This window comes from Methylomonas sp. TEB, assembly GCF_047777895.1.
Lineage (GTDB): Bacteria > Pseudomonadota > Gammaproteobacteria > Methylococcales > Methylomonadaceae > Methylomonas.
This window is the reverse complement of record NZ_CP180476.1, coordinates 4939523-4952028: the sequence shown is the minus strand read 5'-3', so window position 1 is coordinate 4952028 and position 12506 is coordinate 4939523. Positions and strand designations below refer to the sequence as shown.

Below are 12506 nucleotides of genomic sequence, written 5' to 3'. Positions count from 1 at the left end.
ACATTGCAGAAAATCAATATGTTACGAAATGGCATGCGTATTGCTGTAAGCGTTGGGATTGAGCGTTTAGAATACGTCTGTAGCGGCTAGGTGTGGACAGTGGGCTCGTTGGGATAGTCTTGCCAAATCAACAAGGTGGCGACGCTGATTGCTTCTTGCTGAACGTGCTTACCTTGCTTTAGACGTGCTGGCTGGATATAATCGCCCAGCTCAAGACGAAAGGGGAAGTACATGACAGCTAGAAATGATTTTTCTACTGTCAGAAAAGTAGTTTTTGGACAAGTCCTGATGGCTGCATTAGTGGCGTCGGGATTTTTATTGATAGGCGGTTGGAAAAGTGCAGTGTCTCCATTATTCGGAGGGTTTGTGGCTTTACTGCCCAATCTGTATTTTGCCTACAAAATCTATCTGGCCAAGGATTTGGGTGCGCAGGGCATCGTTAATGCATTTTATGCAGGCGAAACGATTAAGTTGATTTTGACGGTAGCCCTGTTTTCTATCGTTTTACAGATTCCCTCTGTTGATTTCTTAACACTGATGGTGGGTTACATCGCAGTGTTGTCGGTTTTTTGGTTTGCGCTGTTTTTGTGGCGTGATTAGTTTTTTAGCGAGGACAAATGAGTACTGAAGGTGGCGCAACCGGTTATATAGTCCATCACTTAACACCGTTATCGGTGGGTGAGGGATTTTGGACATTGCATCTGGATACCTTGTTTTTCTCCGCGTTTTTGGGCGGATTGTTCATTCTGTTTTTCAAAACGGTAGCGGAAAGAGCGACATCCGGCGTGCCTGGATTGGCGCAAAATATTGCGGAGACCTTGGTCGAATTCGTTGATACGCAAGTTAAGGACAGTTTTCACGGCCGCAGTCCTTTGATTGCGCCGCTGTCGTTGACGATTTTTTGCTGGGTGTTCATGTGGAATGCCATGGACATGTTGCCGGTGGATTTGTTGCCGATGATAGGCAGCTTGATGGGCATGGAATACATGCGTGTGGTACCAAGTACCGACTTGAACGGTACCTTTGCCTTGTCTATCAGCGTATTTTTCCTGATCTTCTTTTACAGCATCAAGGTTAAAGGCCTGATGGGGTTTGCCAAGGAAATGACTTGCACACCTTTCGGCCCGAAAATGATGCCGTTCAATCTGCTGCTGAAAACAGTTGAAGAATTGGCGAAACCTATCTCGCTGGGCCTGCGGTTATTCGGTAACTTATATGCCGGTGAGCTGGTATTTATCCTGATCGCTTTGCTGCCACCTATCGTTCAGCCATTGCTGGGTTTTCCTTGGGCGGTATTTCACATCCTGGTTATTACCCTGCAAGCCTTCATATTCATGGTGTTAACCATTGTGTATTTGAGCTTGGCGCACGAAGATCATTAATAGTTTTATTTTCAACTTTCATATCAATATTTAGGAGACACTATGGAACTCGCATCATTAATTGCCAACGTACAAGGCTTCACTGTTATCGCAGTTGGCATCATTTTGGGCTTGGGCGCAATCGGTACTGCTATCGGCTTCGGTCTGCTGGGCGGTAAATTCCTGGAAGGCGCGGCTCGTCAACCTGAGTTGGTTCCAATGTTGCAGGTCAAAATGTTCATCATCGCCGGTTTGCTTGACGCGGTAACCATGATCGGTGTTGGTCTGGCGTTGATGTTGACTTTCGCAAACCCATTCCTTTCAGCCGTTCAATCCGTCGCAGGTTAATTAAGCACTTATCGGTGAGGTGCGATCGGTCAGTGCCTTTCGCAGTACCGATAGAATGACAACGGCATTACGAGGAAAGCATCAATGAGCATCAATGCTACCCTGATCGGGCAGATGATAACTTTCACACTTCTGGTTTGGTTTACCATGAAGTATGTCTGGCCACCGATCATTGCCGCTCTGGAAGAGCGCAAAACCAAAATTTCCGAAGGTTTGGCCGCGGCCGAGAAGGGCCAGGAAGAGATTAAATTGGCCGAGAAAAAAGCCAAGAGCCTGCTGAAGGAAGCAAAAGAACAATCGGCGGAAATCGTCAGTGCAGCGCAAAAACGCGCCAATCAGCTGGTTGAAGAGTCGAAAGATCAAGCCAAAAAAGAAGGCGAGCGTTTGCTTGAAGCAGCAAAAGCCCAGATAGAGCAGGAAATGCTGCAAGCCAAAGAGAGCTTGCGCAAGGAAGTATCCTCACTGGCTTTGCGTGCCGCTGAACAGATTTTGAAAGAAGAAATCGACAAAGCCAAGCATCAAGACATTCTCAGCAAAGCAGCGGATCAATTGGGTTAAGCAATGGCTGAGTTATCGACATTAGCAAGACCTTACGCGGAAGCAGCTTTCAAGCGTGCCAAGAAAACGGGGTCGTCCAAGCAATGGTCAGATTCGTTGACGTTTTTGTCCTTGGTCATCCAGGATGAGGCATTAGCTGCCATTGTCAAAAATCCTCGGGTTGGCAAACAGCATACAGCACAATTGATTCTGGATATTTGCCAGGATCAAATACATGACGAAGCCAAGAATCTTCTGAAAGTGTTGATAGAAAATGACAAGCTGCCCCTACTGCCGCAAATTTCGGTGATGTTCGAGCAGTACAAAGCGGACGATGAAGGCTACGCCAATGTGGATTTATACAGCGCGTATTCTCTGACAAAAGCCGAGCAAGGCAAGTATGTAGCCATGCTGGAAAAGCTTTTGAATAAAAAGGTCAATGCATCCGTTTCTGTCGATAAATCGTTAATTGGGGGCATCCTCGCTAAAGCGGGCGACAAAGTCATCGACGGTTCTATCAAAGGCCAGCTTCATCAATTAGCTAAAAGACTTTAAGAGTTAGAGCGGGAAAATAAAATGCAATTAAATCCATCAGAAATAAGTGATCTGATCAAAAAGAAGATCGAGAACTTCGACGCCCATATTGAGGCACATACCGAAGGCACCGTAGTCAGTGTCACCGACGGTATTGTTCGGGTTCACGGTCTGTCGGAAGCAATGCAAGGCGAAATGCTGGAATTTCCTGGCGGCTCTTACGGCATGGCTTTGAACCTGGAAAGAGACTCGGTCGGTGTGGTAATGCTCGGTGCTTACCAACATATCACCGAAGGCGATACCGTTAAATGTACCGGTAGAATTCTGGAAGTGCCGGTTGGTGAAGCCTTGCTGGGCCGCGTGGTCGATGCCTTGGGTAACCCAATTGACGGCAAAGGCGCTATCGAAACCAAATTAAGCTCGCCTATCGAAAAAATTGCTCCAGGCGTTATCGCCCGACAATCGGTAGATCAACCGGTGCAAATCGGTTTGAAAGCGATTGACTCGATGATTCCCGTTGGTCGCGGTCAACGTGAGTTGATCATCGGTGACAGACAAACCGGTAAAACCGCCATTGCGATTGATGCGATCATCAATCAAAAAGGCACCGGCATCAAATGTATTTATGTGGCTATCGGTCAGAAGCGTTCTTCTATTGCCAACGTGGTTCGCAAACTGGAAGAACACGGCGCGATGGAGCACACTATCATCGTGGTGGCTTCGGCTTCTGAATCGGCAGCGCTGCAATTTATTGCACCCTACACCGGTTGCTCAATGGGCGAATATTTCCGCGACATTGGTGAAGATGCGCTGATCATTTATGACGATTTGACCAAGCAAGCTTGGGCGTATCGCCAAATTTCCTTGCTGTTGCGTCGTCCGCCAGGTCGTGAAGCCTACCCTGGTGACGTGTTTTACATCCACTCACGTTTGCTGGAACGCGCTGCGCGTATTAACGCGGTTGAAGTCGAAAAACTGACCAACGGAAAAGTAAAAGGCAAAACCGGTTCATTAACTGCATTGCCGATTATCGAAACCCAAGGCGGCGACGTATCGGCTTTCGTACCGACCAACGTAATCTCCATCACCGACGGCCAGATCTTCCTGGAAACCGGTCTGTTCAATTCGGGTATTCGTCCTGCGGTTAACGCCGGTCTGTCAGTATCTCGGGTTGGCGGCGCGGCACAAACCAAGATCATCAAAAAGCTGGGCGGCGGTATTCGTCTGGATTTGGCGCAGTTTCGCGAATTGGCGGCTTTTGCGCAGTTCGCTTCCGATTTGGACGAAAGTACACGCAAGCAAATCGAACGCGGCCAACGGGTTACCGAGCTGATGAAACAAAATCAATACGCGCCGATGTCGGTTGCGGACATGAGTGTTTCCTTGTACGCGGCAAATGCTGGATTCCTGGACAGCCTGGAAGTTAAAAAGGTCCGCGATTTCGAAGCGGCTTTGCTGGACTTCATGCACGCCGACGAATCTGCTTTGATGGCTAAAATCAACGAGAAAGGCGACTATAACGACGAGATTCAAAAAGGCATTCACAGTGCCATTGAACGTTTCGTCAAGACCGGTAGCTGGTAAAGGGTCCGCACATGGCTGTTGGCAAAGAGATACGTACCAAGATCGCGAGTATTAAGAATACTCAGAAGATTACTCGGGCCATGGAAATGGTGGCAGCGAGCAAGATGCGTAAAACCAAAGACAGAATGCAGGCCACCCGGCCTTACGCGAAGAAGATAGGCCAGATAATCAAACATCTGGCTTATGCCAATCCCGAATACAAGCATCCTTTTTTGATCGAACGCGAAGTGAAGCGCATCGGCATCATCGTAGTGAGCTCCGATAGAGGTTTGTGCGGTGGTCTGAATGCCAACTTGTTTCGAAAAGTTTTAGGCGAAATGCAGCAATGGCAAAGCCGCCAGATCGAAGTAGACGTCTGCACCATCGGTAGCAAAGCGGCCGGTTTTTTCAGCATGATCAAAGCTAACCTGATCGGACAAGTCTCGAAATTGGGCGATACGCCACATCAGAGCGAAATTATTGGCACGATCAAAATCATGCTGGATGCGTTCGCCGCCGGTGAAATTGACGAGTTATTTTTGATTAGTAATGACTTTGTGAACACCATGACACAAAAACCGGTTGTGCAGAAATTGTTGCCGGTTGCCGTGGGTGATTTGGGCGACGAGTCCAAAGGCCGCTGGGATTACTTATACGAACCTGATGCTAAAGAAGTATTGGACAGTTTATTGATCCGATATGTGGAATCCGCGGTTTTCCAAGGTTTAGTGGAAAACAACGCCTGCGAGCAGGCTGCCCGAATGGTGGCAATGAAAAGCGCATCCGATAACGCCGGGAATATCATTAAAGAATTGCAACTGGTTTATAACAAAGCCAGACAGGCGGCAATTACGCAAGAGATTTCCGAAATCGTGGCCGGCGCTGCCGCTGTTTAGTGCATCAAGACAAGTTTAGAGATTTTAAAAGAGGACGACATAATGAGTTTGGGTAAAATCGTTCAGATCATCGGTGCGGTCGTAGACGTGGAGTTTCCACGCGATAACCTGCCGAAAGTATATGATGCGTTAAATGTTAAAGGCGGTCTGGTTTTGGAAGTTCAGCAGCAATTGGGCGACGGCGTAGTCCGGACCATTGCGATGGGTTCCACCGATGGTTTGAGCCGCGGTGTTGAAGTCAGCAACTCTGGCGAAGCGATCAAGGTACCGGTCGGTCAAGCAACTCTGGGACGCATCATGAATGTTCTCGGTGAGGCGATCGATGAAAAAGGGCCTATCGGTGAGAAAGAGAAGTGGACTATCCACCGTGATGCCCCTTCTTACGACGAACAAGCGCCAGCCAACGAATTGTTGGAAACCGGTATCAAAGTTATCGACTTGGTCTGCCCGTTCGCAAAAGGCGGTAAAGTCGGTCTGTTCGGTGGCGCCGGCGTAGGTAAAACCGTTAACATGATGGAACTGATCCGTAACATCGCGATCGAGCACAGCGGTTTCTCGGTATTTGCCGGTGTAGGTGAACGTACTCGTGAAGGTAATGACTTCTATCACGAGATGACCGACTCCAACGTTATCGACAAAGTATCACTGGTTTACGGTCAAATGAATGAGCCACCTGGCAACCGTTTGCGCGTCGCGCTGACCGGTTTGACCATGGCGGAGTTTTTCCGCGACGAAGGTCGTGACGTACTGTTCTTCGTTGACAACATTTATCGTTACACTTTGGCGGGTACCGAAGTATCGGCGCTGCTGGGCCGTATGCCTTCCGCGGTAGGTTATCAGCCTACACTGGCTGAAGAGATGGGTGTACTGCAGGAGCGGATTACCTCCACCAAAACCGGTTCTATCACTTCTATCCAAGCGGTATACGTACCAGCGGACGACTTGACCGACCCGTCGCCTGCTACTACCTTCGCTCACTTGGACGCGACCGTGGTATTGTCGCGCCAAATCGCCGAGTTGGGTATTTATCCGGCTATTGATCCGCTGGATTCCAGCAGCCGTCAGCTTGATCCTTTGGTTATCGGTCAGGAACATTACGAAGTTGCCCGTTCGGTACAAGGTATTTTGCAACGCTACAAAGAACTGCGCGATATTATCGCCATCTTGGGTATGGACGAATTGTCGGAAGACGACAAACTGACCGTATCCAGAGCGCGTAAAATCCAACGTTTCTTGTCTCAGCCGTTCTTCGTTGCCGAAGTTTTCACCGGTTCTCCAGGTAAATACGTGTCCCTGAAAGATACCATTGCCGGTTTCAAAGGCATTATCAGCGGCGAATACGACAGTCTTCCCGAGCAAGCTTTCTACATGGTCGGCACAATCGACGAAGCCATTGAAAAAGCCAAAGGCATGTAAACCACCTCATAGGAGAGTTTTAACATGGCAATGACAATTCATGTGGACATCGTCAGTGCGGAGCAGGAAATCTTTTCCGGCTTGGCTGAAATGGTCTTTGCACCGGCGGAAATGGGCGATGTCGGTATCGCGCCGCGCCATGCGCCGTTAATCACCAAGCTGAAACCCGGTGAAGTTCGGGTTAAGCTGAGCGATAAAGACTATCAAGCGTTTTACGTGTCCGGTGGCTTTCTGGAAGTGCAGCCGCATTTGGTAACCGTTTTGGCGGATACCGCGATCAGAGCAAAGGACATCGACGAAGCGGCGGCGCTACAAGCCAAAGCCAGAGCGGAAGAAATGCTCAGCGATAAATCGGGTAAATACGATTACGCGATTGCGCAAGCCGAATTGGCGCAAGCTGTAAACCAATTAAGAACCTTGGAAAGATTAAGAAAACGTGGTGCGTAAACCATTTATCGCGTAAAAATATAAGCCCGATGACGCAACGTTATCGGGCTTTTTTTGTTTTAAGGAATAGCAATGTCGATTAAAACCATCATCTTGGCGGCCGGCCAAGGCACCAGAATGCGTTCGTCGCGGCCTAAAGTACTGCATGAAATTGCCAATAAAGCGTTGTTGCAGCATGTCTACGAAACAAGTCTTTCGCTGGAAAATAATCAGATTTTTATCATCTACGGCCACGGCGGCGAGACTGTCAAACAAGCTTTGAGTAGCTTGGACGCTACCTGGATAGAGCAAAAACAGCAACTAGGCACCGGGCACGCGGTACAGCAAGCCATTCACCACGTCGACGATCCGGACACCGTATTGATTCTATACGGCGATGTACCTTTATTAAAGGCCAAAACCATCCAAACCTTATTGCACAAGGTCAGCTTGACGTCCTTGGCATTGCTGACGGTCAACCTGGACGACCCCACCGGCTACGGCCGCATAGTCCGCGATAAAGATCATGCTGTTGTCAAAATAGTCGAGCAAAAAGACGCCAACGAAGTGGAATTGCAAATCAGCGAAGGCAATACCGGTATCCTGGCCTGCAAAGGCAGCCAGTTGAAGCAATGGTTGTCCAGGCTGAGCAATAACAACGCGCAAAATGAATACTATTTGACCGATATTATCGAAATGGCCGTGGAAGATGGCCTTACCGTTGAAACCACTCAAGCCGGCAGCCAGGAAGAAGTGCTGGGTGTAAATAATCGCAGCCAATTGGCGCATCTAGAGCGCGTGTATCAAGCGGAACAGGCGCAAGCATTGATGGAAAAAGGTGTTACCCTGCGGGATCCGGCCCGCGTGGATGTGCGGGGCAGCTTCGCCGAACTGGGTCAGGATATTGATGTGGACATCAACGTGATTTTCGAAGGCGTTAATCGCATCGGCTCCAATGTAAAAATCGGTCCCAATTGTCTGATTAAAAACGCCAGCATCGCCAACGATGTTGAAATTCTGGCTAACAGCGTAATCGAGGACGCCTCGGTCGGCGCCAGCAGCCGCATCGGTCCGTTCGCCCGGCTGCGGCCGCAAACCGAACTGGCCGATCATGTGCATATCGGCAATTTCGTAGAAATCAAAAAATCCACTGTCGCTACCGGCAGCAAAATTAACCATTTAAGCTATATTGGCGATAGCGAAGTGGGTAGCAAGGTCAATATCGGCGCCGGCACCATTACTTGCAATTACGACGGCGTGAATAAATTTAAAACCATCATCGAAGACGGCGCGTTTATCGGCTCCGATACCCAATTGGTGGCACCGGTAACGGTCGGAAAAAACGCGACAATCGGCGCCGGTTCGACCATTACCCGAGATACACCGGAAAATCAATTAACCCTTAGCCGGAGTAAGCAGCTTAGCGTGCCTAGCTGGCAACGTCCGGTCAAACTGGCGGAGATTGTTCCCGACAATTCTCCGCACTCGTTAGCTCCTAGTCAGTCGGAGAAATAGTATGTGTGGGATAGTCGCGGGCGTTGCCCAACGCAATGTGGTACCGATATTGATAGAGGGTTTGAAGCGTCTGGAATACCGGGGCTACGATTCTGCCGGCTTGGCCGTCGTCAATAGCGGAGAAATATTCCGCAAGCGCGAGTTGGGTAAGGTTAAAGGGTTGGAAGCGTTGATTTCCGCCGACCCAATCGAAGGCCGCATCGGCATCGCCCATACCCGCTGGGCTACTCACGGCAAGCCCAGCACCCGCAATGCCCACCCCCACGTCAGCAAAGACCGCGTCGCCGTGGTGCATAACGGCATTATCGAAAACCACGATCATTTGCGCACCGCGCTGCAGGAAAACGGCTACGTCTTCACCTCGGAGACAGACACCGAAGTCATCGTGCACAAGGTTGCTGAAGAACTGAAAGACGCCGACAGCCTGCTCGACGCCGTCACCAAAACCGTCAAAAGCCTGCGCGGTGCTTATGCCTTGGGCGTCATCGACAGCGAACAACCGGATTTATTGGTTGCCTGCCGTAAAGGCAGCCCGTTGGTAATCGGCATCGGCATCGGCGAATATTTCATCGCCTCCGACATTGCCGCCTTGCTGCCGGTTACCCAGCGCTTCATCTTCCTGGAAGACGGCGATGTGGCCGAATTGACCATCAACGGTGTCACCATTTTCGACGAAGCCGGCCGCCGCGTGGTCCGCCCGGTCATCGAAAGCCAACTAAAAGCAGACTCGGTCGACAAAGGCAAATACCGCCACTACATGCTCAAGGAAATCTACGAGCAAGCCTGGGCGGTTTCCGAAACGCTGGAAGGCCGCTTCATCGACAACCGCCTGCAAGACAACGCCTTTGCCCACAACGCCGGCGAGGTGTTCGACCAGATCAAATCGGTGCTAATCTTGGCGTGCGGTACCAGTTACCACGCCGGACTGGTCGCCCGCTACTGGTTCGAAAAATACGCCCGCGTGCCCTGCTCGATCGAAATTGCCAGCGAATTTCGCTATCGCAACCCGGTGGTCGCGCCGGATACCTTGGTCGTGACCATTTCCCAGTCCGGCGAAACCGCCGACACGCTGGCCGCATTGCAGGAAGCCAAAAAGCTCGGCGTCAAACACTCGTTGGTGATCTGTAACGCGCCGGAAAGCTCGCTGGTGCGCGAATCCGATCTGGTATTGATGACCCGCGCCGGCCCGGAAATCGGCGTTGCTTCGACCAAGGCCTTCACCACCCAGTTGGTGGCCTTGTTGATGCTGATCATTGCAGTCGGCCGCCGCTTCGAGCTAAGCGCCGACCAGGAGGAACACATCGTCTCGCAACTGTTCGCCCTGCCCGGCAACATCGAAAAAGTGCTGAAGCTGGACAATGCCATCGAACTGTTGTCGCAGCGCTTCGCCGACAAGCACAACGCGCTGTTCCTCGGCCGTGGTACCCATTACCCGATCGCGATGGAAGGCGCGTTGAAGCTTAAGGAGATTTCCTATATTCACGCCGAAGCCTATCCGGCCGGCGAATTGAAACACGGCCCGTTGGCCCTGATCGACGCCGAAATGCCGGTGGTCACGGTGGCGCCCAACAACAATCTGCTGGAAAAGCTGAAATCCAATATCCAGGAAGTCAGCGCCCGCGGCGGACAGTTGATCGTGTTCATGGACGAGGACTTGGCCGAAAGCGATGCCGCCGACGAGAACGTGCAAATCGTCAAAATGCCCAGCGTCGCCAACGCTATCTCGCCGATTATCTACACCATCCCGCTACAACTGTTGTCCTACCACGTCGCCGTGCTGAAAGGTACCGATGTCGACCAACCACGGAACCTCGCAAAATCGGTTACGGTGGAATAGCGGCTGAATTGGCGGAACGGATTCCGAGGGATTAAGGTTGGAATTTGAGGGTTTGTCGGGCTTGGGTTCGGCAAGCCCTTTTTTGTTGGCTGTGATCGGCTCGTTTTTGTTTGGAATTACGTGATGATGGGATGATAGATCGGTCCGAAGCTCAATTCAACACTTCCTTTTGGAATGGCAGAAATGAACTTGGAGCGCCCTTCCAGAAAAGTGGGGCTATCTTTGATTACAATACCTGCATCGGAAATTCCTAAAATCTTTCTCATTCTTTCGAGAAAGACCTCTTTTTGTATATTTATACAAATGTCCAGATGCTATACTTGTCGCTCGCAATCTTCCCTAATGTATTAGTTGTAGCTAAAAATAAATTAACTGGAGAGAAATCATGAGAACAGGTACTGCATCATATCCTGCGTTACGTCAGGCTAATCAGTTAGCCTACAGTCAGCTTGCTATGTTTAGGGACGCTATTAAAAGTAGTAACGGAATCAAGCCAGAAGCTACTAAGCAAGCGAAAGCAAAGGTTTGCGCCAAATAACAGACATCATGGTTATTGATTTAGTAATAACCGGCGTGTGTTATTTAGGTTTCTTGCAAGGCGCTTGATGCTGGCTCATATTAAATTAATTTTTATTCAGAAAGGCCAATCATATGTTTGGCCTTTTTTATTTCTTTGAAGTTATGATTCAACTTTATAAAGACTCAGATTATCAACGCGAAGTAATAGAAAACTCAGAAGAAAATCATAAGGTTGCTTATAGGTCTGATTTTCGGCACGACTATGCGCGGTTAATTCACAGTCCAGCTTTCCGACGTTTGCAAGGCAAAACTCAGTTATTTCCAGGGCATGAGTCTGATTTTTTTCGCAATAGACTTACTCACTCGCTTGAAGTAGCGCAAATCGCAAAGACGATTGCCAATAAACTTAACACCGAGCATGAATATTTCAAAGAGAACAATATTGATACAGATTTGGTTGAATTCGCTGGTCTCGCTCACGATTTAGGTCACCCACCATTTGGTCATAATGGTGAAAAAGCACTTGATGACTGCATGAAATCGCATGGAGGATTTGAGGGTAACGCGCAAACATTACATATACTCGCTAAACTGGAGAAAAAAAGAACCAAAAGCGGTTCTAATGAATTAATTGACAAAGAAGGGATTGATCAAAGGCTCGGATTACATCTCACATATCGATCACTGGCATCTATACTTAAATATGATAAGAAAATTCCTTTGCGTAGAAATAAAGCATCTGAACTTGTAAAGGGTTACTATTGCTCCGATGCCGATCTGGTTGGAAGGATTCGAAACGCCGTTTCCCCCGGTATTGGAAAGAGTGATTTCAAATGTGTCGAATGTTACATAATGGACATAGCAGATGATATTGCCTATTCTACATATGATCTTGAAGACGGATTAAAAGGCGGTTTTATTAGTCCTTTAAGTATATTGTCCGATGTAATTACTAATCCTGAATTATATGATCGTGTTTTAACTAAGGTAAAGAAGAGTGTTCAAATTACGACTGAAGAAATATATTCAGAACTTAATTATTTATTTGGAGATCTACTACATCCTAAAATCGAAGAAGAATCAAGTGAAGAAGTTCTTAGAGCCTACTTGGCGTCATCTTTTCTCAATGATAATGGTTATATAAGAACATCATACACATCTGGACTTGTTAATGAGTTTGTTGAGGGTATAGAGATTGATTTCAATGATAAAGCTCCATGTCTTACTAGTGTTAAGCTTAATGATGAGATAAGAAGAACAGTTGAAGTATTAAAACACCTTAACTTTGAAATTGTAATTATGTCTTCAAGACTGAAGGTTGTTGAATATAGGGGCTATGAAATTGTAAAAACAATTTTTGAAGCCATCGATTCTGATGATGGTCACTTACTATTACCACCTGATTACCGCTTGGCATATATGCGCTTAAAGAATACTGATGAACAAAAACGATTAATCTGTGATTTTGTAGCAGGAATGACAGATAAATACGCTATAGAATTCTACTCAAGAATAAAGGGTGGTGGGCAAACTATATTTAAACCTTTTTAGCAT

14 protein-coding genes are annotated in these 12506 nt (G+C 48.4%); 13 read left to right on the top strand and 1 reads right to left on the bottom strand.

Going from position 1 to position 12506, the window contains the following annotated elements; genetic code table 11:
* Window positions 1–86: 86 nt before the first annotated feature.
* On the bottom strand, window positions 87–233 hold the full coding sequence (locus tag ACMXD4_RS22520) for a hypothetical protein (protein ID WP_171696983.1): 147 nt from the start codon (window positions 231–233) through the stop codon (window positions 87–89).
* Here ACMXD4_RS22520 and ACMXD4_RS22515 point away from each other — a divergent pair.
* The 13 genes from ACMXD4_RS22515 to ACMXD4_RS22455 all read left to right on the top strand — a co-directional run bounded on the left by ACMXD4_RS22515 (window position 232) and on the right by ACMXD4_RS22455 (window position 12503).
* Complete coding sequence (locus ACMXD4_RS22515; RefSeq protein ID WP_415879434.1) at window positions 232–600, top strand: ATP synthase subunit I; 369 nt, start codon at window positions 232–234, stop codon at window positions 598–600. The two genes, ACMXD4_RS22520 and ACMXD4_RS22515, sit on opposite strands and share 2 nt — an antisense overlap.
* A gap of 17 nt (window positions 601–617) precedes the next feature.
* Complete coding sequence (gene atpB / locus ACMXD4_RS22510) at window positions 618–1382, top strand: F0F1 ATP synthase subunit A (RefSeq protein WP_026147085.1); 765 nt, start codon at window positions 618–620, stop codon at window positions 1380–1382.
* 42 nt (window positions 1383–1424) lie between these two features.
* A complete protein-coding gene (gene atpE / locus ACMXD4_RS22505) occupies window positions 1425–1709 on the top strand; it encodes a F0F1 ATP synthase subunit C (protein WP_020484117.1) in 285 nt (94 codons plus the stop codon).
* A gap of 84 nt (window positions 1710–1793) precedes the next feature.
* Window positions 1794–2267, top strand: a complete 474-nt coding sequence (locus tag ACMXD4_RS22500) for a F0F1 ATP synthase subunit B (protein WP_026602690.1) — start codon at window positions 1794–1796, stop codon at window positions 2265–2267.
* A 3-nt stretch (window positions 2268–2270) separates the two neighbouring features.
* Window positions 2271–2801 (top strand): F0F1 ATP synthase subunit delta, encoded by a 531-nt coding sequence (locus ACMXD4_RS22495; protein WP_415879433.1) that lies wholly within the window; start codon window positions 2271–2273, stop codon window positions 2799–2801.
* A 21-nt stretch (window positions 2802–2822) separates the two neighbouring features.
* On the top strand, window positions 2823–4364 hold the full coding sequence (atpA, locus tag ACMXD4_RS22490) for a F0F1 ATP synthase subunit alpha (RefSeq protein ID WP_020484120.1): 1542 nt from the start codon (window positions 2823–2825) through the stop codon (window positions 4362–4364).
* Window positions 4365–4375: 11 nt separating this feature from the next.
* The gene (atpG, locus tag ACMXD4_RS22485; protein ID WP_415879432.1) at window positions 4376–5239 is read left to right on the top strand and encodes a F0F1 ATP synthase subunit gamma; all 864 of its coding nucleotides are present in this window, start codon (window positions 4376–4378) and stop codon (window positions 5237–5239) included.
* 42 nt (window positions 5240–5281) lie between these two features.
* On the top strand, window positions 5282–6655 hold the full coding sequence (gene atpD / locus ACMXD4_RS22480) for a F0F1 ATP synthase subunit beta (RefSeq protein WP_033156954.1): 1374 nt from the start codon (window positions 5282–5284) through the stop codon (window positions 6653–6655).
* Window positions 6656–6679: 24 nt separating this feature from the next.
* Window positions 6680–7102, top strand: coding sequence for a F0F1 ATP synthase subunit epsilon (locus ACMXD4_RS22475; RefSeq protein ID WP_033156953.1), 423 nt, complete (start codon window positions 6680–6682; stop codon window positions 7100–7102).
* Window positions 7103–7174: 72 nt separating this feature from the next.
* A complete protein-coding gene (gene glmU, locus ACMXD4_RS22470; protein ID WP_415879431.1) occupies window positions 7175–8596 on the top strand; it encodes a bifunctional UDP-N-acetylglucosamine diphosphorylase/glucosamine-1-phosphate N-acetyltransferase GlmU in 1422 nt (473 codons plus the stop codon).
* Between the two features lies 1 nt (window position 8597).
* Complete coding sequence (gene glmS, locus ACMXD4_RS22465) at window positions 8598–10433, top strand: glutamine--fructose-6-phosphate transaminase (isomerizing) (protein WP_415879430.1); 1836 nt, start codon at window positions 8598–8600, stop codon at window positions 10431–10433.
* Between the two features lie 385 nt (window positions 10434–10818).
* Window positions 10819–10971: a hypothetical protein gene (locus ACMXD4_RS22460; protein ID WP_415879429.1), complete on the top strand. Its 153-nt coding sequence runs from the start codon at window positions 10819–10821 to the stop codon at window positions 10969–10971.
* A gap of 113 nt (window positions 10972–11084) precedes the next feature.
* On the top strand, window positions 11085–12503 hold the full coding sequence (locus tag ACMXD4_RS22455; protein ID WP_415879428.1) for a deoxyguanosinetriphosphate triphosphohydrolase family protein: 1419 nt from the start codon (window positions 11085–11087) through the stop codon (window positions 12501–12503).
* The last annotated feature ends 3 nt before the right edge of the window (window positions 12504–12506 follow it).